Annotated in this window: 25 protein-coding genes; 24 read left to right on the top strand and 1 reads right to left on the bottom strand. The window is 46.3% G+C overall.

Going from position 1 to position 23,779, the window contains the following annotated elements:
- A complete protein-coding gene (fliI, locus tag KI742_RS15630) occupies nucleotides 1-1,320 on the top strand; it encodes a flagellar protein export ATPase FliI (RefSeq protein WP_132936877.1) in 1,320 nt (439 codons plus the stop codon).
- Between the two features lie 6 nt (nucleotides 1,321-1,326).
- Complete coding sequence (gene fliJ / locus KI742_RS15625; RefSeq protein WP_005380474.1) at nucleotides 1,327-1,770, top strand: flagellar export protein FliJ; 444 nt, start codon at nucleotides 1,327-1,329, stop codon at nucleotides 1,768-1,770.
- 40 nt (nucleotides 1,771-1,810) lie between these two features.
- Here the strand turns inward: fliJ and KI742_RS15620 are convergent, their stop codons facing one another.
- On the bottom strand, nucleotides 1,811-2,125 hold the full coding sequence (locus KI742_RS15620; protein WP_017635953.1) for an NIPSNAP family protein: 315 nt from the start codon (nucleotides 2,123-2,125) through the stop codon (nucleotides 1,811-1,813).
- Between the two features lie 280 nt (nucleotides 2,126-2,405).
- Here KI742_RS15620 and KI742_RS15615 point away from each other — a divergent pair, with 280 nt between their 5' ends.
- The 22 genes from KI742_RS15615 (at nucleotide 2,406) to ccmA (ending at nucleotide 23,778) form a co-directional block, all read left to right on the top strand.
- Nucleotides 2,406-4,259 carry a flagellar hook-length control protein FliK gene (locus tag KI742_RS15615; RefSeq protein WP_285385921.1) on the top strand — a complete coding sequence of 618 codons (1,854 nt, stop codon included), beginning with the start codon at nucleotides 2,406-2,408 and terminating at the stop codon, nucleotides 4,257-4,259.
- An 85-nt stretch (nucleotides 4,260-4,344) separates the two neighbouring features.
- Nucleotides 4,345-4,848 carry a flagellar basal body-associated protein FliL gene (gene fliL, locus KI742_RS15610; protein ID WP_005380477.1) on the top strand — a complete coding sequence of 168 codons (504 nt, stop codon included), beginning with the start codon at nucleotides 4,345-4,347 and terminating at the stop codon, nucleotides 4,846-4,848.
- Between the two features lie 7 nt (nucleotides 4,849-4,855).
- Nucleotides 4,856-5,902, top strand: a complete 1,047-nt coding sequence (fliM, locus tag KI742_RS15605) for a flagellar motor switch protein FliM (protein WP_005380478.1) — start codon at nucleotides 4,856-4,858, stop codon at nucleotides 5,900-5,902.
- A gap of 58 nt (nucleotides 5,903-5,960) precedes the next feature.
- Nucleotides 5,961-6,371, top strand: coding sequence for a flagellar motor switch protein FliN (gene fliN / locus KI742_RS15600; protein WP_005380479.1), 411 nt, complete (start codon nucleotides 5,961-5,963; stop codon nucleotides 6,369-6,371).
- A 1-nt stretch (nucleotide 6,372) separates the two neighbouring features.
- Complete coding sequence (gene fliO, locus KI742_RS15595; protein ID WP_005380480.1) at nucleotides 6,373-6,786, top strand: flagellar biosynthetic protein FliO; 414 nt, start codon at nucleotides 6,373-6,375, stop codon at nucleotides 6,784-6,786.
- Nucleotides 6,773-7,642, top strand: coding sequence for a flagellar type III secretion system pore protein FliP (gene fliP / locus KI742_RS15590; protein ID WP_005394311.1), 870 nt, complete (start codon nucleotides 6,773-6,775; stop codon nucleotides 7,640-7,642). Before fliO ends, fliP begins: the two co-directional genes overlap by 14 nt.
- 24 nt (nucleotides 7,643-7,666) lie before the next feature.
- Nucleotides 7,667-7,936: a flagellar biosynthesis protein FliQ gene (gene fliQ / locus KI742_RS15585; protein WP_005380488.1), complete on the top strand. Its 270-nt coding sequence runs from the start codon at nucleotides 7,667-7,669 to the stop codon at nucleotides 7,934-7,936.
- Nucleotides 7,937-7,944: 8 nt separating this feature from the next.
- Nucleotides 7,945-8,727: a flagellar biosynthetic protein FliR gene (gene fliR, locus KI742_RS15580; protein ID WP_005384463.1), complete on the top strand. Its 783-nt coding sequence runs from the start codon at nucleotides 7,945-7,947 to the stop codon at nucleotides 8,725-8,727.
- 3 nt (nucleotides 8,728-8,730) lie between these two features.
- Entirely contained in the window at nucleotides 8,731-9,861 is a 1,131-nt protein-coding gene (gene flhB, locus KI742_RS15575) for a flagellar biosynthesis protein FlhB (RefSeq protein ID WP_285385919.1), read from the top strand.
- Nucleotides 9,862-10,071: 210 nt separating this feature from the next.
- Nucleotides 10,072-12,171, top strand: coding sequence for a flagellar biosynthesis protein FlhA (gene flhA / locus KI742_RS15570; protein WP_025998722.1), 2,100 nt, complete (start codon nucleotides 10,072-10,074; stop codon nucleotides 12,169-12,171).
- A 28-nt stretch (nucleotides 12,172-12,199) separates the two neighbouring features.
- The gene (gene flhF / locus KI742_RS15565; protein ID WP_064354227.1) at nucleotides 12,200-13,717 is read left to right on the top strand and encodes a flagellar biosynthesis protein FlhF; all 1,518 of its coding nucleotides are present in this window, start codon (nucleotides 12,200-12,202) and stop codon (nucleotides 13,715-13,717) included.
- Between the two features lie 14 nt (nucleotides 13,718-13,731).
- A complete protein-coding gene (locus KI742_RS15560; RefSeq protein WP_005380498.1) occupies nucleotides 13,732-14,619 on the top strand; it encodes a MinD/ParA family protein in 888 nt (295 codons plus the stop codon).
- Nucleotides 14,612-15,346, top strand: a complete 735-nt coding sequence (locus KI742_RS15555) for an RNA polymerase sigma factor FliA (RefSeq protein WP_005380499.1) — start codon at nucleotides 14,612-14,614, stop codon at nucleotides 15,344-15,346. Before KI742_RS15560 ends, KI742_RS15555 begins: the two co-directional genes overlap by 8 nt.
- A gap of 45 nt (nucleotides 15,347-15,391) precedes the next feature.
- A complete protein-coding gene (gene cheY, locus KI742_RS15550) occupies nucleotides 15,392-15,760 on the top strand; it encodes a chemotaxis response regulator CheY (protein WP_017635949.1) in 369 nt (122 codons plus the stop codon).
- Nucleotides 15,761-15,878: 118 nt separating this feature from the next.
- Nucleotides 15,879-16,619 carry a protein phosphatase CheZ gene (locus tag KI742_RS15545; RefSeq protein ID WP_005380502.1) on the top strand — a complete coding sequence of 247 codons (741 nt, stop codon included), beginning with the start codon at nucleotides 15,879-15,881 and terminating at the stop codon, nucleotides 16,617-16,619.
- A gap of 9 nt (nucleotides 16,620-16,628) precedes the next feature.
- Nucleotides 16,629-18,854, top strand: coding sequence for a chemotaxis protein CheA (locus KI742_RS15540; protein ID WP_285385917.1), 2,226 nt, complete (start codon nucleotides 16,629-16,631; stop codon nucleotides 18,852-18,854).
- 29 nt (nucleotides 18,855-18,883) lie between these two features.
- Nucleotides 18,884-19,996 carry a chemotaxis response regulator protein-glutamate methylesterase gene (locus tag KI742_RS15535; protein ID WP_213868028.1) on the top strand — a complete coding sequence of 371 codons (1,113 nt, stop codon included), beginning with the start codon at nucleotides 18,884-18,886 and terminating at the stop codon, nucleotides 19,994-19,996.
- Nucleotides 19,997-20,004: 8 nt separating this feature from the next.
- Nucleotides 20,005-20,784: a ParA family protein gene (locus KI742_RS15530; protein WP_213868029.1), complete on the top strand. Its 780-nt coding sequence runs from the start codon at nucleotides 20,005-20,007 to the stop codon at nucleotides 20,782-20,784.
- On the top strand, nucleotides 20,774-21,832 hold the full coding sequence (locus tag KI742_RS15525) for a chemotaxis protein CheW (protein ID WP_285445299.1): 1,059 nt from the start codon (nucleotides 20,774-20,776) through the stop codon (nucleotides 21,830-21,832). The genes KI742_RS15530 and KI742_RS15525 overlap by 11 nt, the downstream gene beginning before the upstream one ends.
- A gap of 35 nt (nucleotides 21,833-21,867) precedes the next feature.
- A complete protein-coding gene (locus KI742_RS15520; RefSeq protein WP_005380507.1) occupies nucleotides 21,868-22,362 on the top strand; it encodes a chemotaxis protein CheW in 495 nt (164 codons plus the stop codon).
- 13 nt (nucleotides 22,363-22,375) lie between these two features.
- Nucleotides 22,376-22,870: a DUF2802 domain-containing protein gene (locus KI742_RS15515; protein WP_213868031.1), complete on the top strand. Its 495-nt coding sequence runs from the start codon at nucleotides 22,376-22,378 to the stop codon at nucleotides 22,868-22,870.
- A gap of 290 nt (nucleotides 22,871-23,160) precedes the next feature.
- Nucleotides 23,161-23,778: a cytochrome c biogenesis heme-transporting ATPase CcmA gene (gene ccmA / locus KI742_RS15510; RefSeq protein WP_005380511.1), complete on the top strand. Its 618-nt coding sequence runs from the start codon at nucleotides 23,161-23,163 to the stop codon at nucleotides 23,776-23,778.
- Nucleotide 23,779: the final 1 nt, after the last annotated feature.

Genomic DNA, 23,779 nt, shown 5'->3' with positions numbered 1-23,779 from the left:
ATGCAAGCACTCGCTGACCGCTTAAAAAGCTACAAAGTTGAAGGCCTTACGACGCGCCCTGTCGCCTCTGGCAAACTGGTGCGTGTGGTTGGGTTAACGTTGGAAGCGACCGGCTGTCGCGCACCAATTGGCAGTTTATGCTTAGTGGAAACCATGTCAGGTCAGATGGAAGCCGAGGTTGTCGGCTTTTCAGGTGACAACCTATTTTTAATGCCAAGCGAACAAATTACGGGCATTTTACCTGGCGCGAGGGTCACCCCTTTAACCAGTGACGCTGGTTTGCCTGTCGGCATGGAGTTACTTGGGCGCGTGATAGACGGGGTTGGGAATCCACTTGATGGACTTGGCCCTTTGTATACCGATCACCGTGCCTCTTTTAATGCCGAGCCGATCAACCCGTTGGCTCGAAAACCAATTTCTGAACCGCTCGATGTTGGCCTAAAAGCCATCAATGGTTTGTTGACGGTTGGTAAAGGTCAGCGTATCGGTCTGTTTGCAGGTTCTGGTGTGGGTAAATCGGTCACGCTTGGCATGATGACGCGAGGCACCACCGCACAGGTTGTGGTCGTCGGCCTGATAGGTGAGCGTGGACGTGAAGTTAAAGAGTTCATCGAAGAGATCTTGGGTGAGGACGGTCGTCGCCGCTCAGTGGTGGTCGCGGCGCCTGCCGATGCTTCACCTCTAATGCGCTTAAAGGGGTGCCAAACGGCATTAACGATTGCTGAATACTTCCGAGACCAAGGGTTAGATGTTCTGCTATTGATGGACTCGTTGACTCGTTTTGCACAAGCACAGCGTGAAATCGCACTTTCTGTTGGTGAGCCGCCAGCGACGAAAGGTTACCCGCCTTCTGTATTTGCCAAGCTGCCAGCGCTGGTTGAGCGAGCGGGTAATGGAAGTGCCGAGCAAGGCTCGATTACGGCGTTCTTTACCGTGTTGACCGAAGGGGATGATTTGCAAGATCCGATAGCGGACGCATCGCGAGCTATTCTTGATGGCCATATTGTACTTTCTCGTGAAATGGCGGATGCAGGCCATTATCCGGCGATTGATGTCGAGAAGTCGGTGAGCCGTGTTATGCCGCAAATCACGACCGAAGAGCACGTTCTGATGTCAAAAGCGGTGCGACAGGTCTTGTCTATTTGTCGCAAGAATCAAGATTTGGTCTCGATTGGAGCGTACAAACCGGGTACCGATCCTGCTATTGATGGCGCATTTACTTTGAAACCGAAGTTAGACGAATACTTGCAGCAGAGCATGAAAGAATCAGTGTCATATGATATGTGCGTCAATATGCTTAGAAACATTTTGGGTGGGTGATAGCGCATGAATAATGCGATGGAGTTTCTACTTGAGCAAACTAAGGATCGTGAAGACCAAGCTGTGCTTGCACTGAACAAAGCGCGTTCTGAACTCGAAGATTATTACCGTCAGGTTGAACAAATTGAAAAGTATCGGCTTGATTATTGCCAGCAACTCGTCGACCGTGGTCAGGCGGGCCTAACGGCAAGTCAATATGGACACTTAAATCGATTCCTTACCCAGCTAGATGAAACTTTATCTAAGCAAAAGCAAGCAGAAAGTCATTTCAAAGAGCAGGTTGAAAACTGTAAAGAATATTGGTTAACCGTGCGTAAAGAACGCAAATCCTATGAGTGGATGATAGATAAACGCGAAAAAGAGAAACAACTTGCTGAAGCTAAGCGCGAACAAAAGCAAATGGACGAGTTTTCCACCTTACTTTATAGTCGAAAACCACATCGTTTCTAAACGTTATCGGTTCGATATTGCATTACGGTGTTGCAGTTGACTACATCTCTACCGATTCAAGTAAGGTAACTTTGATTGAGTCTTGTTCAATTAGCTCAAATACCTTCGGTCGAATCTCGCGAACCCACCACTCGTTGTATGTTTTTTCGTAGAGAGCCTGGCGTGCTTGTTCATTGTCGAACTCTCTAAGCCAAACAAAATAGTCATGTCCATCATCACCAGTGTGGACGTAAGTATTCAGTACACGCATGCCTTGTGAACGTTGATAGGGCAACAGTTCTTCCTTCATCCAACTTAGCCACTGTTCTGTTTTGCCTGCTTTGATTCTATATTGGCGTAATTCTGTGATCTTCAAAGTGATTCCTTAATTGTTAAGCCAAGTGTCTGTTTACGCTTATCGTTTTTCAAAGTCAATCAAGTAGCTGTACATCATGTTAGGAACCAGGTTCTCGGATAGTACTGTTGATGTTTGTTCCATAAACATGCCATCTATTAGCTTACCGAGAATTGACTCAATATTGTGGTGTGATTTTTGCATTTTAGCTGTCAGTGTCGGGTCTTTTTGACCTTTGTTTGCCGCTAGTATTGCTGTCTGTCAGCGATACGCTCAGAGCCACGAGAACGAGAGTTTCTAAATGAGTGTGAATTTGTCCCATGTATCTGCGACTACCAAGACGCCAGTTTCTGATGTGTCCGCTAAAGCGTCCGCAGAGAGCACTGAGAGCAAGGGATTTTTAGAAACGTTAACCGATGCGTTTGCTAGTAAACAAAAGCCCGAAAAAGTAGCAACAGAATCGACAGTAGTTGAAGAAAAAGAAAGAGCGGATGTAGGCAGTACTTCTTCTGCTAACGTCTCGGACGAATTGTTGGCGCAAGAAAGCCAAGAATCCGTCAGTGACGAGCCCCATGGTTTTGATGAAATATCAGCAAACAAACCGAATGCAACCTTAAGTGAAGAAGCAAGTTTACAAAAGGCGAGTAACAGCACACCTTTGGAGAATGATGTTGAAGCTATTGAAAAAGTGAAATCAACATCAATCGATACGAGCAACCCATCAAATACAGTGGACGTAAAAAGCACGATGGGCGAAGGACAACAGCTTCTTGGTCGAATTGAACAAGCGAATCAAACCCTGAATGCGAGTAATGCATCCATCGATAGTGGCAAAGTTTTGCCTCAGAGCGCGAATTTAGTGCATTCGTTCCACGAGCAAGCAACCGTTTCGACACACCTTGATGAGCTGGCTTTGAATGAAACGCCATCAGCTCATTCGCTTGAACAAGCACAGATGATCCCAGGACAAGACTTAGAGCCAATTTTAGATAAGAATGGTCAACCTATCGATGTCGACAAACTTTCGCCTGAGTTTGCTGCTTGGCAAGAGCTAGCGAAACAAGCCAGCCATCCGACGGCTAAGAGCGCAGTCAGTGGTGAAGTAGCTAATGATCTGTCGCCGTTGTTAACAGACGTTGATGGTTCCAACATCGACGCGCTTCCACGAGTATCCTTGGATGAACTTGAAGTTATAGATACTAAGTTGGCGCAAGGAAAACCACTGACTCAGCAAGAAGCTCAGATCATTGAAGGGTTGAAACAAGGAAGGATCACGGCGGATATTCCTGATCAAGACCTTGCCCAATTTGTTGCGCTCCCTAATGACATTAAACAGATTCTCGCAGAGCAACAAGTACAACATAATTTAACTCGCCAGGCTGGACCTATGGCAGTGTCTCAGCAAATCCAGCATACAGCGGCTCAAGTACCCCAGCCACAAACTGCTCATAGTGGAGAAAAAGTCGCATTATCTCCAACGCCTGATACGTTGATAGCCGCGCAAGTGCCGACGTCGCTTCAAGGTGTGAAAGACGGAGAGATTAGCCAGAAAGTGATGAACGCAGCATTGGCGACTGGTGCGCTAAAGGCGACTGCTGATAAACAAGATAAGCCGGACCTCCAACACGGTTTCGCTGGACAGCTTCAGGCTATGGCAGGTCAGCAGGGAATTAATGTACAGCAACAAGCGCGTATTGATGCTGCACAACAAGCTCAGCTTCCGTTGCAACTAACTAAAGAGCTAGCCAACGAGCAAGTTGCGGAAAAAGTGCAAATGATGATGTCGAAGAATCTGAAAAATCTCGATATTCGTCTTGATCCACCAGAGTTAGGTCGTATGCAAATTCGTATGACCATGAATAACGACGTTGCCAATGTACATTTTACAGTGAACAACCCGCAAGCTCGTGACATTATTGAACAGACGCTCCCTCGTTTGAGAGAAATGCTAGCGCAACAAGGTATGCAGCTGGCTGATTCTTCCGTCCAGCAACAAAACAGCGGGCAACAGCAAGGTAGGTATACTGCTGAACAACATGGTCAAAGCGCGCAAAGTGGCGGTTTTTCTGGACAGTCCGAAGAGGGTTTTGAATCTGATGTCAATCTGGATTTGAATGTCGCTTCAAAGCGTGATGGAATTAGTTTTTACGCATAAAAGGCCGTTTAACGGCAATGGCATACGGTTACCAAGCAACTCACTAAAACGTCTTGGTAACTCAAAAGAACAATAAGAGACAAGAATGGCAGAAGAACAGTTACAAGGGGCCGATGCGCCGAAAGGAAAAAGCAAGTTACTTATCATCATCATCGCTGTTGTAGTATTACTACTTGGTGGCGGGGCAGCGGCATTTTTTCTAATGGGCTCTGATGAACCTGCTCAGGCTGAATCGTCTCAACAGGCTCAAGTGAAGGCATCGGATGCTGCGCCCATCGCGTATGTGAATCTTCCTCAGGCATTTGTATTTAACGTTACTGGGGATAGCCGCGATAGGTTGGTTCAAATTAAAGCGCAGTTAATGGTTCGCGGTGCAGAAAATGAAGAGTTGGCGCGGTATCATTCGCCACTGATTGAAAGCTCTATGCTATCAACGTTTGCTTCCGCGACGGTTGATCAATTGCGCTCTCCTACAGGACGAGTGGAATTGCGCGATCGTGCTTCCGAAGATATCAAAGCAGCGCTGAATGCTGCGGTCGGTAAGCCAGTGATTGAAAAAGTACTGTTTACAGATTTTGTTATTCAATAGGTAAAACGTGACCGATCTATTAAGCCAAGACGAAATTGATGCGCTATTGCATGGGGTTGACGATGTTGATGACGTCGATGAACCGATAGAAAACGACACTGAGGGTGCCGTCAATTTTGATTTCTCGTCGCAAGACAGGATCGTACGTGGTCGAATGCCGACGCTCGAACTTATCAACGAGCGCTTTGCACGGCACATGCGTATTAGTCTGTTTAATATGCTGCGTAAAACGGCAGAGGTGTCGATCAATGGCGTGCAGATGATGAAGTTTGGTGAATACCAGAACACATTGTACGTGCCAACCAGTTTGAACATGGTGCGTTTTCGTCCGTTAAAAGGCACTGCGTTGATCACCATGGAGGCTCGTTTAGTCTTTATTCTGGTAGAGAACTTCTTTGGCGGTGATGGTCGATTCCACGCCAAAATCGAAGGCCGTGAATTTACCCCAACGGAACGCCGCATCATTCAGTTGTTACTGAAAATTGTATTTGAAGATTATAAAGAAGCGTGGTCGCCAGTGATGGGGGTAGAGTTCGAATATCTCGACTCTGAAGTAAACCCAAGTATGGCAAACATTGTCAGCCCGACAGAAGTGATTGTCGTGAGTTCCTTCCATATAGAAGTTGACGGCGGTGGCGGCGATTTTCATGTCGTTATGCCTTACTCCATGGTTGAGCCTATCCGTGAACTATTGGATGCAGGTGTTCAGTCCGACAAGATGGAAACGGACGTTCGCTGGAGCTCAGCACTACGTGAAGAGATCATGGATTGTCCGGTTAACTTCCGCGTGAACTTGCTCGAAAAAGACATTTCTTTGCGTGACCTCATGGAGCTGCAACCTGGCGATATCATCCCGATTGAAATGCCAGAACATGCGACGATGTTTGTAGAAGACCTACCGACCTATCGCGTAAAAATGGGTCGTTCGGAAGACAAATTAGCGGTGCAAATTTCTGAGGAAATTGAGCGCCCACATGTCGTCAAAACAGATTTAGCTTTCTTAGGTAAAGACATCATGTCCGAGCTTGAGAGTGAAGACGATATAGACCATTAAGATACCTTATTAAATAGACATGCTATGGCATGAGTAAGGCGTAACACAGGATAGAAAAATGGAACCAAGTGACGATCAAAAGCTAGCAGACGAATGGGCAGCCGCTCTTGGCGAAGACCCGTCTGCCCCTTCTGTAGACGTAGATGAAGTATTGGCTGCGCCACTGGAAGAGCTAAAAGACACTTCAAGCCCAATTAGCGAAGATGAGCGTCGTAAACTCGACACTATTATGGATATCCCGGTGACGATTTCGATGGAAGTCGGTCGTTCTCAAATTAGCATTCGGAACCTGTTGCAGCTTAACCAAGGTTCGGTTGTTGAGTTGGATCGTCTAGCCGGTGAGTCGCTCGACGTATTGGTTAACGGTACTTTGATTGCTCACGGCGAAGTCGTGGTCGTCAACGATAAGTTTGGTATCCGTTTGACGGATGTGATCAGCCAAACTGAACGAATTAAGAAGCTGCGTTAAGATGAGTCGTTCAATCAAAATGCGATTGAAGCAAATCACTGGAGCACTGAGCTTAATGCTAAGTGCTCCTTATGCATTTGCTGCCGCACCAAATAATCTGGATCTTGCGACGACACTTGGCTCGCTTGTGCTTGTAATCGGCGTGATTCTTTTGCTGGCTTGGTTGCTGAAACGTATGCAAGTGCCAGCGATGGGACAACAAAAGGGCTTGCGTATAGTGAGTCAGTTGCCAGTGGGTACAAAAGAAAGAATCGCAGTAGTTCAAGTGGGTGAAGAACAGTTTTTGGTTGGGATTACTAGCCAATCGATCCAAACTTTAGCCAAGTTAGATAAGCCACTGAAAGAGGAAGAGTTGGCGACCAATGCTTTTGCGACTCAATTTAGCCAGCTGATCAAAAAACATGACAAAGGGTAATCCAATTCGTTTGCTCCTGAGTACGTTGTTACTTTTTGTCGGCGTGCTGTTTTCTTCATTTACCTTTGCTGAAGCAGAGGAGTCAGCGCTGCCAGATAACTTAGCCGATGGAAGTGGTGTTACAGTTCAGGCTATGCAAAGTGATACTGGTGCTAGCCGTGCTATGTCCGTTTCTAGTGGCGGTGGTATTCCAGCATTCACCATGACCACGAACCCTGATGGCAGTGAAGACTACTCGGTTACACTACAAATTTTAGCGTTAATGACCATGCTTGGCTTCTTGCCTGCCATGGTGATTCTGATGACCTCGTTCACTCGAATTGTGGTGGTGATGTCGATATTGCGTCAGGCAATGGGTTTGCAACAAACGCCTTCTAATCAGGTTATTATTGGTATTGCGCTGTTTTTGACCTTTTTTGTTATGTCTCCTGTCCTGAACGAAATCAACGACAAAGCTGTTCAGCCTTATTTGAACGAGCAAGTTACGGCGCGAGAAGCGTTTGATGCTGCACAAGCGCCAATGAAAGCATTTATGCTTAAGCAGACCCGAATCAAAGATTTGGAGACGTTCGTAACCATGTCAGGAGAGCAAGTCGAGAATCCAGAAGATGTGTCGATGGCGGTGTTGATTCCGGCTTTTATCACCTCAGAGCTAAAAACTGCATTCCAAATTGGCTTTATGCTCTTCTTGCCGTTTTTGATTATTGACCTTGTAGTCGCTTCGGTACTGATGGCAATGGGTATGATGATGTTGTCACCAATGATTGTTTCGTTGCCGTTCAAGTTGATGTTGTTCGTATTGGTCGATGGTTGGAACTTGATACTCTCGACACTCGCGGGCAGCTTTGCCCTTTAGTTAAGCGCAGATAGAGGATAAGACATGACACCAGAAATGTTTGTCGAGCTTTTCCGTGAAGCACTTTGGATGGTGCTTATCATGGTCTGCGCCATTATCATCCCAAGCTTGCTTATCGGCCTTGTAGTTGCGATTTTTCAAGCTGCGACATCCATCAACGAACAAACATTGAGCTTCTTACCGCGTTTGATTGTCACGCTTTTGGCCCTGATGCTGTTTGGGCATTGGATGACGCAAATGTTGATGGAATATTTCTATGGCTTGATTGAACGCTTACCTCAGGTGCTTTATTAGAGGCGCCTATGGAGTACCCCACTAGCGTTGTCTTAGATTGGATCGCAAACTACTTCTGGCCCTATGTTCGTATCTCATCCATGTTGATGGTGATGACAGTAACCGGGGCCCGATTTGTTTCGCCAAGAATCCGCCTTTACCTCGGTTTAGCCATCACTTTCGCTGTCATGCCAGCTATCCCCGCCGTACCTCAAGACATTGAGCTACTCTCGTTTCGTGGCTTCATGACCATTGCCGAGCAAATGATCATCGGCATAGCGATGGGTATGGTTACTCAATTTATGATTCAAACCTTTGTCCTACTTGGTCAAATATTGGGTATGCAATCAAGTTTGGGCTTTGCTTCTATGGTTGATCCCGCAAATGGTCAGAACACGCCATTGCTTGGTCAGTTATTCATGTTCTTAACGACAATGTTTTTCCTTGCCACCGATGGACACTTAAAAATGCTGCAATTGGTGGTATTCAGTTTTAAAACTTTGCCGATTGGCTCCGGCTCTCTAAACGCGGTTGATTTTCGTGAAATGGCAGGCTGGCTTGGTATTATGTTCCAAACGGCACTGAGTATGTCTCTATCTGGCATTATTGCGCTACTGACCATTAACTTGTCGTTTGGTGTAATGACCCGTGCCGCACCACAGCTGAATATCTTCTCGCTTGGTTTTGCTTTTGCTTTGATGGTGGGTCTATTACTTTGTTGGTACATACTGGCTGGTCTATACAGTCATTATGAAATGTTCTGGACAGTGGGTGAGGCGCAGATTTGTCGGCTTATTCGCTTGGAGTGCTAAGATTTGGCAGAATCAGACGGTCAGGAACGCACCGAAGAAGCCACGCCCCGACGGTTACAACAAGCCAGAGAAAAGGGGCAGGTCGCTCGATCTAAAGAGCTCGCATCAGCATCTGTGCTGATCGTTGGCGCCATTTCATTGATGTGGTTTGGAGAGGCGTTAGCACGTTCATTGTTTTCCATCATGAGCCGTTTATTTGATCTTCAACGAGAAGAGATTTTCGATACTGCAAAACTGTTTGATATCGCTTTGGGCGCGATGAGTGATTTGTTGTTCCCACTATTTTTGGTGTTAGCGACATTGTTTACCGCCGCCATGATTGGAGCAGCAGGTGTGGGAGGAATCAGTTTTTCTGCCCAAGCGGCCATGCCCAAGCTGTCGAAAATGAATCCGCTTAGCGGCTTAAAGCGAATGGTTGGCATGCAAAGCTGGGTAGAGTTGATCAAATCAATCCTTAAAGTGGTTCTGGTCACTGGTGTCGCCATCTATTTGATCCAAGCATCGCAGGCCAATCTGATTCAATTGAGCATGGATGTGTATCCGCAAAACATCTTCCATGCTTTAGATATTTTGCTGAACTTTATTTTGCTGATCAGTTGCTCGCTATTGATTGTGGTTGCCATCGATATTCCATTTCAAATCTGGCAGCACGCTGATCAGTTAAAAATGACGAAGCAAGAAGTCAAAGACGAATACAAAGAGACTGAAGGTAAGCCGGAAGTGAAAGGCCGTATTCGTATGTTGCAAAGGGAAGCGGCTCAACGTCGAATGATGGCGGATGTTCCTCAAGCTGATGTTATTGTTACTAACCCAGAGCACTTCTCGGTAGCGCTTCGTTATAAACAGAAGACAGACCGTGCGCCAGTCGTGATCGCTAAAGGTACTGACCACATGGCGATGAAGATTCGAGAAGTCGCCCGCGAACATGACATTACGATTGTGCCTGCACCACCTTTGGCTCGTGCGTTGTACCACACGACAGAACTCGAGCAAGAGATCCCCGATGGGTTATTTACTGCCGTCGCTCAGGTTTTGGCATTTGTATTCCAATTGAAGCAATACCGAAAACGAGGTGGACAGCGCCCGAAAATTCAAGATTATGATTTGCCAATCCCGCCCGAGCACCGTCATTGATACGAAAAGCGGTAAAGCCTTAAAAAAGCTCGTTTGATCAAAAGCTAAGCTTTATTTGAGTGTTTAGTCATTATTTTGGCGCTAATTATGGTACATAGATTGCTTAAAACGCTTTAATTATCAACCCTACCTAAACTTTTAGGCTAAAGCGGTCGCGTATTAATAGTAAGAGCTTACGTGACGCTTCAATCGATTGAGATCTCTCGCAGTATGAAGTTAAGCCTGCCGTTTGCAGATAAATTGCCACGAATCCCTCAACGTGAAATGCCAGCTATTGGTGCTCCGGTGATGGTTTTGGCCACCCTAGCGATGGTGGTACTGCCGATTCCAGCATTTTTGCTGGATATGTTCTTCACCTTTAACATCGCGCTTTCGATGGTGGTGTTGTTAGTGACCGTTTACACACGTCGCCCTTTGGACTTCGCTGCTTTCCCAACGGTATTGCTGATCGCCACGTTGCTCCGCTTGGCTTTGAACGTTGCCTCGACTCGTGTCGTCTTACTGCATGGTCATGAAGGCGGTAATGCGGCAGGTAACGTAATTGAGGCGTTCGGTAACGTCGTTATTGGTGGTAACTACGCGGTCGGCCTAGTGGTTTTCCTCATCTTAATGATCATCAACTTTATGGTGGTGACCAAAGGTGCGGGTCGTATCTCTGAGGTAAGTGCTCGCTTTACGCTTGATGCGTTGCCGGGTAAGCAAATGGCGATTGATGCGGACTTGAATGCCGGATTGATAGACCAAGAGCAGGCAAGAGTTCGTCGTTTTGAAGTGACCAAAGAAGCGGATTTCTATGGCTCGATGGATGGTGCCTCGAAGTTCGTAAAAGGTGACGCGATTGCCGGTATTTTGATTCTGTTTATCAACATCGTCGGCGGTCTGTCGATCGGTATGGCGCAGTATGGATTGGGTTTCGGTGAAGCGATTGAAATCTATACCTTACTGACAATCGGTGATGGTTTGGTCGCACAAATCCCATCGCTATTGCTGTCGATTGCAGCGGCAATGATGGTGACGCGCCAAAACACCGATGAAGACATGGGTGAACAACTGGTCTTCCAGATGTTCGACAACCCAAAAGCGCTGATGATTACTGCAGCTATTCTTGGTGTGATGGGCATCGTACCGGGCATGCCGCACTTTGCGTTTTTGAGCCTGGCAGTCGCGGCCGGTGCAGCGGCATATTTCATCGACAAACGGCAGAAGCAGAAAGCGAAAGAGCCCGCTTTACCAGCAACAGCAGATGAAGGTACAGAACCTTCCTCACAGCGCGAACTGTCTTGGGATGACGTCCAGCCAGTCGATATTATTGGCTTGGAAGTAGGTTATCGCTTAATCCCTTTGGTGGACAGAGATCAAGGTGGGGAACTGTTAGAGCGCGTAAAAGGCGTGCGTAAAAAGTTATCGCAAGATTTTGGGTTCCTAATTCCAGCGGTTCATATTCGTGACAATCTTGAGCTGACCCCAAACAGTTACCGAATTACATTGATGGGGGTTGCGGTGGGCGAAGCAGAGATTCGTCCGGATCAAGAGCTAGCGATTAACCCAGGTCAGGTGTATGGCATGATTGATGGGGAGCCAACCATTGACCCTGCTTTTGGACTGGAAGCCGTATGGATCCGAGAAGATCAGCGTGAGCACGCGCAAGCCTTAGGTTATACGGTTGTTGATTCATCAACGGTATTAGCGACGCACCTGAGCCAGTTATTGACCAACAACGCATCACAGCTAATTGGTCATGAAGAAGTAGAGAATTTATTAGAAATGTTGGGACGCAGCGCGCCTAAGTTAGTCGAGAACTTTGTTCCTGACCAATTACCATTAGGTGTGGTGGTGAAAGTCCTACAAAACTTGTTAAACGAGGCCATTCCAATCCGCGATATTCGCACGATTGTTCAAACTTTGGCTGAGTACTCAAGTAAGAGTCAAGAAGCTGACATATTGACGGCAGCAGTTCGAATTAGTCTTAAACGTCTAATTGTTCAAGAAATCAATGGTATAGAGCCTGAGCTACCAGTGATTACTTTGATACCCGAACTGGAACAAATATTGCATCAAACTATGCAAGCATCAGGAGGCGAATCCGCGGGGATTGAACCGGGACTCGCTGAGCGATTGCAATCTTCACTAAGCCAAGCGACACAGGAACAAGAACTGAAAGGCGAACCTGCCGTTCTGCTTACTTCTGGTGTATTACGCTCGACGTTGGCGAAATTTGTGAAGAACACAATACCTAATCTCCGGGTACTGTCTTACCAAGAAATCCCGGATGAAAAACAGATCAGAATTGTGCAAGCCGTGGGTAACTGATCTCACGCATCATTAATGGATTCATAGTTTGAAAATAAAGCGATTTTTTGCCAAAGACATGAGAACGGCGCTGCTCCAAGTGAAAGAGGAGTTAGGCGCGGAAGCGGTGATCATGTCAAACAAGAAAGTGGCTGGTGGAGTAGCGATTGTTGCGGCGATAGATAGTGAATCTAATCCGTCTCAAGCAAGCGCAGCGTCACAGCAAAATCGCGGTGCTTCTCAATCGAATCGCTATAACGAACATCGTCAAATGTCATCGTCTTCTGCTGATCGTTACCAAGATCGTCATTTAGATGAAGATAAAATTAGCCTGAACAGTAATAACAGTAACAATGAAAAAACAGGCTCAATGACGCAGCGATTCGCTAATATGCTTAAGCAATATAGCGGTGGTGCAGCAGATGCTGACGACCACGTAGCGGAAAATGAAGATTCGCTCTCGGCTTTGCTGCAACGCCAAAATAAGCATCGCGACGGCTACAACCAAGAAAAGCCAGCGCCATATCAACCAGATTCACCTTTGGCGAAGCTAATCGCACAGGACAATCGATTTGAACGTCCGACGCCCAAGCTGGACCCGACGCGCTATGACCGACGTCGCCCAAGCGATGAGCGTGGCGAATCGGCCGATGAGCTAGAAAGCATGCGCGAAGAGATGACGTCAATTCGTCGTCTGTTGGAGCACCAAGTTTCTGGCCTGATGTGGCAAGAAGTAGAACGCCGTGAGCCGCTAAGAGCGATGCTGATTAAGCGCTTAGAGCGAATGGGCGTTTCTCCGGAGTTAGCAGACCAGATGGCCTGTTATATCCCGGAAGATACAAAGCCAGCGCGAGCGTGGAAAGCGTTATTGTCGCTGGTGGCGGATCAAATCAATATTCCTAAACAGGACATTTTAAAACGTGGTGGCGTAGTCGCATTGTTGGGTCCGACGGGGGTTGGGAAAACAACAACCGTAGCGAAACTCGCAGCACGCGCAGCCATGGAATACGGTGCCGACAATGTGGCCCTTGTGACAACAGATACATATCGCATAGGTGCACATGAGCAGCTCTCAATTTACGGAAGAATCATGGGTTGTCCCGTAAGAGTTGCTAAAGATTCTAACGAGTTAGCCGATGTTATATATCAGCTAAGAAACAGAAGACTGATTTTGGTCGATACGGCAGGGATGGGGCAACGAGATGTGAGGCTTTCCGAGCAGCTCGACACTCTAATGCAAGAGAGCGGAGAAGTGATTCACAGCTACCTTGTTTTGCCGGCTACCGCACAACGTCGTGTTCTACAAGAAACGCTGGATCACTTCCGACGTATACCACTTTCGGGTTGTATTATGACGAAGCTTGATGAGTCATTAAGCCTAGGCGAATTCATCAGTGTAGTGATTCAAAACGCAATGCCAGTAGCTTACATCGCTAATGGTCAGCGCGTACCAGAAGACATTGTGATAGCGCAACCAAAATATATGCTTGCGAAAGCAAATGAACTGTTAGAGAAGTCGACAGAGAACGAACCTCACTTTTGGAACAGTGACAGTGAAGGACTCTAAGGCGGCGGACTACTATGACTGAGAATATGATACACGATCAAGCAAGCGGCCTCCGTCGCTTAACACAACCATCGTTGACCAAAGTGATTGCTGTTACTGGCGGCAAAGGTGGTGTGGGGAAATCAAACGTAACACTGGGTCTGGCGATTTGTATGGCTCGCCAAGGCAAGAAGGTGATGGTTCTCGACGCTGATTTAGGTCTGGCCAATGTGGACGTGATGCTCGGAATTCGTGCAAAACGTAATCTAGGACATGTCTTAGCGGGTGAATGTGAGCTAAAAGATGCGATTGTCGAAGGGCCTTATGGTATAAAGATAATTCCTGCAACTTCTGGCACACAGAGCATGACAGAGCTTTCTCACGCTCAGCATGCTGGACTCATCCGAGCATTTGGTAGTCTTGAAGACGAAATGGATGTCCTGCTGATTGATACCGCTGCTGGTATCTCTGACATGGTAATCAGTTTTTCGCGAGCAGCTCAAGATGTGGTTGTAGTTGTGTGTGATGAACCGACGTCAATCACAGATGCCTATGCATTAATCAAGCTGTTGAGTAAAGAACACCAAGTTCAACGCTTTAAAGTTGTAGCAAATATGGTCAGAAGCTACCGTGAAGGGCGAGAATTGTTTGCAAAGTTGACACTAGTCACAGAGCGATTCTTGAATGTTAGCCTTGAACTCGTAGCATGTATTCCATTAGATGATAAAGTACGACAGGCTGTAAAAAGACAAAAAATTGTCGTTGATGCGTTCCCACGCTCGCCTGCCGCTTTAGCTATCAGCTCACTAGCAAACAAAGCGTTGACGTGGCCACTACCGAAAACACCAAGTGGACACTTGGAATTTTTTGTGGAAAGGTTGCTAAATCGTACCGAATTCGCAGAGGACCCTTTTGGTGAATAAAGCGATAACCTATGACCAACATGGCAAATTTAATAGCCAGCAGGCGTTCATTGAACGTTATTCAGTGTTGGTTAAGCGCATTGCTCACCACCTACTAGGCCGTTTACCGCCGAGTGTTCAGGTAGAGGATTTAATTCAGGCCGGCATGATCGGTCTTATCGAAGCTCAGCAGAATTATGATGGTTCTAAAGGTGCGAGCTTTGAAACTTATGCAGGTATCCGTATTCGTGGCGCAATGTTAGATGACATGCGTAAAGGCGATTGGGTACCGCGTTCTGTTCATAAAAATAATCGAGAGATTAACCAAGCGATTGCGGAGCTGGAAGGCGAATTAAATCGAGATCCTACTGATTCTGAAGTAGCCACGCATCTCGGTATGACACTGGATCAATATCATAGTGCTCTTACCGATATCAACTGCTCAAAATTAGTCGGTATTGAAGATTTAGGCGTTTCTGATGATGTGATTTCACCGGCGGATGAAACCGATGACAGCAACCCATTCAAAGGGGTAGTTGATGAATCATTTCGAAAAGCACTGGTTGAATCAATAAAACAGCTTCCAGAGCGTGAAGCTTTGGTTCTTTCGCTTTATTATGATGAAGAACTCAATTTGAAAGAAATTGGCGATGTGTTAGGCGTAAGCGAATCTCGCGTAAGTCAAATACTGAGTCAAGCGATGCAACGTTTACGTACCAAGCTCAGTGCGTGGACACAAAATGACTAAAAACACTGATTTTACGATTCAGTGGAGGCAATTTTGAATAAAAACATGAAGATCCTTATTGTTGATGATTTCTCAACAATGCGCCGTATTGTTAAAAACCTGCTTCGTGACTTGGGTTTCAATAACACTCAAGAAGCGGACGATGGTTTAACCGCATTACCAATGCTGAAAAAAGGTGACTTCGATTTTGTTGTAACTGACTGGAACATGCCAGGTATGCAAGGCATCGATTTGCTTAAACACATCCGCGCGGATGCAGAACTTAAGCATCTGCCAGTTCTAATGATCACGGCTGAAGCGAAGCGTGAGCAGATCATTGAAGCTGCTCAAGCAGGTGTAAACGGCTACATTGTTAAGCCATTTACTGCTGCAACATTAAAAGAAAAATTAGATAAAATTTTCGAGCGTTTATAACTCTCTCTTTCTCTTTGTTATTCGAGTCATTCATACCAATTATTAAATACCTATTAAATGACTCGTTTAGCGTTTTCAAAGTGATAAGAAGAACTAAACGTAAAAGGGTCTATTCAGAATGATCTCACTAGAGCAGGCGAAGTCACTCGTTCAAATGCTAGAAAACGGGGAACAAGACCAAGCCAATATGCTTGTTGCCTCGATCTACGAAGGTGCCGATAACCCAATGCTGCAAGAAATTGGAGCGTTAACTCGAGACCTTCACGAATCACTCAAGCAGTTCAGTCTCGATCAGCGCATGACCGAAATTGCGAAAGACGAAATCCCTAACGCTAGGGATCGTCTCAATTATGTGATCGAGAAGACAGAGCTTGCAGCCAACAAAACAATGGATGCGGTCGACTGCTGCCTTCCTATCGCTGACAACCTGCATGATTGCCTTCTAAAAGTTCGTCCTCAATGGAATGAACTCATGCACGGGCGCATAGAATTAAGCGAATTTAAAGCACTGTGCCACCGAATCGACGGGCTATTAGTGCAAGTCGAAGGTGACAGCACTGAATTGCGCGGCCAGTTGACCGAAATTCTCATGGCGCAAGACTTCCAAGACCTAACTGGCCAAATCATTCGCCGCGTAATTACGTTGGTTAATGAAGTTGAAGGCCGCTTAGTGGAAATCCTAACCGTATTCTCTGGAAATAAACTTGAAGAACATATTCAAGTTTTGTCAGAACCGGCAGATAAAAAGAATACACAAACAAGCGAAGCCGAAGGCCCGATTCTTCATCCAGAACTGAGAGAAGATGCGGTTTCATCGCAGGACGAAGTCGATGACTTGTTGTCCAGTCTTGGATTTTAAAGGTAACGTATGAGCTACGATTTAGACGAAGATATTCTTCAGGACTTTCTCATTGAGGCTGGGGAAATTCTCGAGCTGCTTTCTGAGCAGTTGGTTGAATTAGAAAATAACCCAGAAGACAAAGACTTACTTAATGCTATTTTCCGCGGGTTTCATACCGTAAAAGGCGGTGCCGGCTTCCTTTCATTGGCAGAGCTAGTCGATACTTGTCATGGTGCGGAGAACGTGTTCGACGTTTTACGAAACGGTCAACGCACGGTAACGCAAAACTTAATGGATACGATGCTAAAAGCCTTGGATACGGTTAATACCCAGTTCCAGGCTGTTCAAGATCGTGAGCCGTTAGAAGCTGCGGACCCTGAGCTTCTTGAAGAACTTCATCGTCTATGCAAACCTGAGTCAGAAGATGAAGTAGCGGCAACCGTAGTTGAAGAACCAGTGGCTACTCCAGAGCCTATCATCGAAGAACCTGCTGCGCCGTCAGCACCATCAAGTGTCGGCTCTGTTGATGAAATTACCCAAGACGAATTCGAAAAGCTACTGGATGAGCTTCATGGTAAAGGTTCAGCGCCAGGCACCTCAATGTCTGCGACACCTACAACGCCATCTGAACCGCCTCAATCGAGTGCACCATCAGTTGAAAGTGGTGATATCACTGATGATGAGTTTGAACGTTTACTCGATGAACTGCACGGTGTAGGAAAAAGCCCTTCTACGGCAGAGGCTGCTGCATCTGCATCCGTACCAGTAGAGCCACCTAAAGCGGCAGAGCCTTCCGCTCCAGTGTCATCTTCATCAAATCAAGACAGTGACTTAATGACGGACGAAGAGTTCGAAAAGTTACTCGATGAGCTACATGGTTCAGGTAAAGGTCCAACGCTAGAAGAATTAGATATGGCAACGAAGCCAGCGTCAGCAAACGTAGAGCAAAGCCCTGCGAAACCTGAGCCTGTTGCTAAGCCAGCACCCGTTCAAGCAGCGCCAGCACCAAAGCCAGAATCTAAACCAGTCGCGGTAAAAGAAGAAGCTAAAGCACCAGCGGTTAAAAAACCTCAGGCTGAAGCAACCGTTCGTGTTGATACCTCGACACTTGATACCATCATGAACATGGTGGGTGAGCTCGTATTGGTTCGAAACCGCCTATTAAGCCTTGGTTTGAATAGCGACAACGAAGAGATGTCCAAAGCGGTCGCTAACCTTGACGTGGTAACTGCGGATCTACAAGGCGCGGTAATGAAAACGCGTATGCAGCCAATTAAGAAAGTGTTTGGCCGTTTCCCGCGCGTTGTCCGTGACTTGGCTCGTAACCTAAATAAAGACATCGTGCTAGAAATGCGCGGTGAAGAAACCGATCTCGATAAGAACCTTGTAGAAGCATTGGCCGATCCGTTGATTCACTTGGTACGTAACTCGGTTGATCACGGTATTGAAATGCCAGACGCACGCGCGAAGGCCGGCAAATCACGCACAGGTAAAGTGATTTTGTCAGCATCGCAAGAAGGGGACCATATTGAACTATCCATCGTAGATGATGGTGGCGGTATGGACCCGAACAAACTGCGTGGCATCGCGGTGAAGCGTGGCATGATGGATGAAGATGCGGCGGCACGTTTAACAGATAAAGAGTGCTTCAACCTTATCTTCGCACCTGGTTTCTCAAGTAAAGATAAAATTTCTGACATCTCTGGTCGTGGTGTGGGTATGGACGTGGTTAAGACGGCGATCAATACCTTAAACGGTTCAATCGATATCGATTCTGAGCTAGGCAAGGGCACTAAGATTACGATCAAGGTACCACTAACGTTAGCGATTTTACCGACTCTGATGGTTGGTGTTGGCGGTCATCCGTTTGCTCTACCACTGGCTTCGGTGAGTGAAATTTTCCACTTAGATCTTAGCCGTACAAACGTGGTAGATGGTCAGCTGACGATCATTGTACGTGAGAAATCTATCCCGCTATTTTACTTACAAAACTGGTTAGCATCCAAATCGCAAAACGTCCAAGAGCGTACTGGTCACGGTCACGTGGTGATTGTACAGATTGGTAACCAACGCGTTGGTTTTGTTGTGGATACGCTTATTGGTCAAGAAGAAGTGGTTATTAAGCCACTCGATAATCTATTACAGGGCACTCCAGGTATGGCTGGTGCGACAATTACTAGCGATGGCCACATTGCATTAATTCTAGATGTGCCTGATTTACTTAAGCGATACGCTGCGGCTTCACGCCTTTAAGCAAAGCTGACGTTATTAAAAGGAATAAGATGGCGATTAAAGTACTAGTCGTTGATGATTCGAGTTTTTTCCGACGTCGCGTGAGCGAAATCATCAACTCAGAATCGCGCCTAGAAGTGATTGACGTTGCGGTAAATGGTAGAGAGGCGGTTGAGAAAGCCAAATCTCTCAAACCTGACGTCATCACGATGGATATTGAAATGCCAGTGATGGATGGCATTACAGCTGTACGTGAAATAATGGCCGCTGCTCCAACGCCAATTCTAATGTTTTCGTCCCTGACCCACGACGGGGCGAAAGCTACGCTTGATGCGCTAGATGCGGGCGCATTGGACTTCTTACCGAAAAAGTTTGAGGACATTGCGCGTAACCGTGAAGAAGCGGTGTCATTACTTCAACAGCGTGTGATTCAGATTGCCTCGAAGCGCGCTTTCATGCGTCGACCTATCGCTCGCCCAACAGCGAGTACCAGCACGACTACTCGATCATTAGGTTCAAGAACGGCTTCACCTGTGACTCCAACACCAACTCGACCTGCTGCGACAAAGTACCGTGCTTCTGGTAAGAAGTATCAACTGACGGCAATTGGCACATCAACAGGTGGCCCCGTTGCTCTACAAAAAATTCTGACGCGTTTGCCGATGAACTATCCGCATCCGATTGTATTGATTCAACACATGCCAGCAACGTTTACTGCTGCGTTTGCCAGTCGTTTGAACACCTTGTGCAAGATTCAAGTGAAAGAAGCACAAGATGGCGATGTGTTACAGCCCGGTGTCGCATACCTTGCACCAGGTGGGAAACAAATGATGGTGGATGGACGAGCGAGCGCTGCTCGTCTTCGCATTATTGATGGCGGCGACCGCATGAACTACAAACCATGTGTGGATGTGACTTTTGGTTCTGCCGCAAAAGTATATAGCGACAAAGTGCTCTCTTTAGTGTTGACAGGCATGGGTGCAGACGGTCGTGAGGGCGCTCGCATGTTGAAGTCTGCAGGCTCAACTATTTGGGCACAAGATGAAGAAAGTTGTGTTGTTTATGGCATGCCCCAAGCGGTTGCTAAAGCAGGCATTTCTTCAGAAGATTTACCGCTTGACCGCATCGCTGAACGCATGTTGGTGGAAGTTGGCCTAGCTTAGGATTCATCATGATTGTTTGGAGTGTAGCTAACCAGAAAGGAGGCGTGGGTAAAACCACCTCAACAGTGACATTGGCGGGCTTATTGAGCCAGAAAGGCCATCGAGTATTGATGGTTGATACTGATCCTCACGCCTCACTGACTACTTATCTCGGTTATGATCCTGATGCAGTAACTTCGAGCCTATTTGATTTATTCCAGTTGAAGACGTTTTCTCGTGAGACGGTTAAGCCGTTGATTTTAGAAACAGAGCTGGAAGGAATGGATATCATTCCCGCGCATATGTCCCTTGCCACGCTTGATCGCGTAATGGGTAATCGCAGTGGTATGGGATTAATCTTAAAACGGGCGCTGCAAACTGTCTCACAAGACTATGACTATGTGTTGATTGACTGTCCGCCAATCCTTGGCGTGATGATGGTGAACGCGTTGGCAGCCAGTGACCGAATTTTGATTCCTGTTCAAACAGAGTTTTTGGCAATGAAAGGTCTAGAGCGCATGATGCGTACGCTATCCATTATGCAAAAATCTCGCCCGGGCGGTTTCAAAGTGACTATCGTCCCAACCATGTACGATAAGCGCACGAAAGCGTCATTGCAGACATTGATGCAACTGAAAAAAGATTACCCAAATCAAGTGTGGACCTCAGCGGTGCCTATTGATACCAAGTTCCGCGATGCCAGTTTAAAGCACTTGCCAGCTTCGCATTTTGCATCTGGTAGCCGTGGTGTGTTTGCCTATAAACAGCTACTGATTTACCTGGAGAGGTTGGCGTTCGATGAGCAGTAATGATGTGCTGTCCAGTGAACAAGCACTTGATGACTACTTTAATGCATTACTGGATGATGAAACTGAAATAACGACTCTTGAGGAAGACCTTGACCTGTTGGCTCAAGAGGTATCATCTGCAGAGCCAGAGCCAGAGCCAGAGCCAGAGCCAGAGCCAGAGCCAGAGCCAGAGCCAGAGCCAGAATTACAGCTACAATACTCGGAGCCAGAAACGTACCAGTTTCAAGAAACATATCCGCCAGAGTTGGAAGCTCCAAACCTGGAAGATGTTCAAAGGCTATTAAGTCAGCTTGAAGCAAGCAACCCAGTGGCTGAGTTGGATATTGATAGTATTCTTGAACAAAATACGATTGATATTGCAGCAGAGATAAAAGCGGCTGAGCCTGAGGTACAAACCTTTAGTGAGGTGCCTGAGCTTCAGGGTGTTGAGGAAATACAGGACTGGGTGATTGATGAGCCAGTTTTTGAGGAAGCGCAACCAGAGGTGGATGAACCTCACGCAGTGATCGAACAAAGTATCAATATAGAATCGAACGTCGATACTGAACTCGAAACACAAGCAGATTCCGATATACCAACGGTCTGGGAAAGCACGAAGCGAAGTGAGGACTTCCAAGTTCTTTACTTTGATGTGAATGGTGTCACGTTTGCTGTACCTCTTGATGAGTTAGGTGGTATTCATCGCATTAGCGAGCTTAACCATTTGATAGGAAAACCCGCCTGGTATTTGGGGCTACAAACAAATCGCGAGCAGCAGTTTGATGTCGTCGATACCGCGAAATGGGTGATGGCAGATAAGCTTCGTGATGATAGCTATAAAGATAACTACCAATATGTCGTCATGCTTGGTGAGAGCATGTGGGGGTTGGCCAGTAACCAATTAATGGGGACTGAAACGCTTAATATCGACAAGGTTAGCTGGCGTGAGCAGGCGGGTAAACGCCCTTGGCTAGCGGGCATGGTAAAAGAAAAAATGTGTGCCTTAATTCATGTCCAGGCGCTCATTGACATGCTAAACGCCGGTTTAGATGTCAAATCACTGAATTAGATTTAAGTCGGGAACGACATTAACGAGGATTAACTATGTCTCAAGCTTTTGAAGTAGAAGTGAAGAAAGATGCATCGAATGACGAAGTTCTTCAGTGGGTGACGTTCCAGCTAGAAGAAGAAACGTACGGCATCAACGTAATGCAAGTTCGTGAAGTACTTCGTTATACTGAAATTGCCCCTGTTCCAGGTGCACCAGATTATGTACTTGGTATCATCAACCTACGCGGTAATGTAGTTACTGTTATCGATACACGTTCACGTTTTGGCCTGATGGAAGGCGAAGTCACTGACAACACTCGTATTATTGTGATCGAGTCTGAGCGTCAAGTGATTGGTATCTTAGTAGATAGCGTGGCAGAAGTTGTTTATCTGCGTTCTTCTGAAATTGATACGACGCCTTCAGTTGGTACCGACGAGAGTGCGAAGTTCATCCAGGGTGTGAGCAACCGTGACGGCAAGCTTCTTATCCTTGTGGATTTGAACAAGCTGCTAACAGATGACGAGTGGGACGAGATGGCTCACCTTTAATGGCTGAATGATGATGGCTGAAGAGACTCTTTTATCTGCTCCATTCCTTGCGGGTGGCGTCGCTTTTATCGTGTTAGTATTGGTTGTTTTGCAACTGCGGATTCGCTCGGGGTTACAAAAGCAGTTAGACCAACAACGATCTCAATCTCGACACGCAGATAAAGAAGTGCAAAAGTTGAGTAAGCAGTTACTCGAAGTGCGCTCGGTTGTCGTTGGTCTTGGACAAAAAGTGACGGAGCAACAAGACATTATTCAGCACTTAAACGAGAGAATTCGCGAACTCGAACACGCTGATACTGATGGTCGCTTGTACAGTCGCGCTTCTAAAATGGTACAGCTTGGCGCTGATATCAACGAGCTGATTGAAGAGTGCGAACTACCAAAAGCCGAAGCTGAGCTGATGCTTTCACTGCAGAAGAAACTGGCGGGGAAAGAGAAGATTCCACCATTAAGTGGTCAGCCATCAGATGACGCAGAATATCCAACGCGTGGACGTCGTCGACGCTAAAGGTTATCAAGCGATAAAAAAGAGGCGTTATTACGCCTCTTTTTTTGTTTTTAGCCGCTAATGCTCTTCTTAAATACAACCCTAGATAACCTTCAGTCGATCTTGCTCTTAGCTCTGGCTTCTCAAATTCAAAATGAGCGCTTATAACTACTTATAGTTAATTTTATTAAAGTGTGATGATTAATTAACAAAAATACATGAACTTACATGTAACCTAGCCCTCTTATCCTGTTTTGTCATAACTAAGCTGTGCTAATATAGCGGCTCGTTCATTTTTTAGTTGAAGCTCTATGTTAGAAGTGTCTAACCTGACAGCAATCCGTGATGAAAGGGTTCTGTTTGAAAACCTGCAGTTTGAAATTAAGCCTGGTGAATTGGTCCAGATCGAAGGGCGTAATGGTACTGGTAAAACTACATTGCTACGGATTGTGACAGGGTTAGGTGATAGAGAAGAAGGTGTCATTAAATGGAAAGGCGAAGAGGTTGAAAAATCTCGTGATGTTTTCCATCAAGATCTGCTTTTCTTAGGACATCAAACAGGAGTGAAACGAGAGCTTACCGCATTAGAAAACTTACGTTTTTATCAATCTATTCAAAATAATCGCTCTTCAGACGAAGAAATCTTTATCGCTTTGACTCAAGTAGGATTAGCTGGTCGAGAAGATGTGCCTGTAGCACAACTTTCCGCAGGTCAGCAACGACGAGTCGCATTGGCAAGGTTATGGCTCAGTAAGCAAATTTTATGGATTTTAGATGAGCCGTTGACTGCCATTGATAAGCAAGGCGTCAAGGTGCTTGAATCTTTGTTCGCAAGTCATGCTGATAATGGCGGTATTGTTGTCTTGACGACGCATCAAGATATGTTTGCGGACAGCCCGAAACTTAGAAAAATAAAGCTGGGTGACTGAT

The sequence above is a fragment of the Vibrio sp. D417a genome (assembly GCF_030248595.1).
GTDB classification, from domain to species: domain Bacteria; phylum Pseudomonadota; class Gammaproteobacteria; order Enterobacterales; family Vibrionaceae; genus Vibrio; species Vibrio alginolyticus.
Note: the sequence above shows the minus strand (reverse complement) of the source record. Positions and strands in the feature narration are given on the sequence as shown.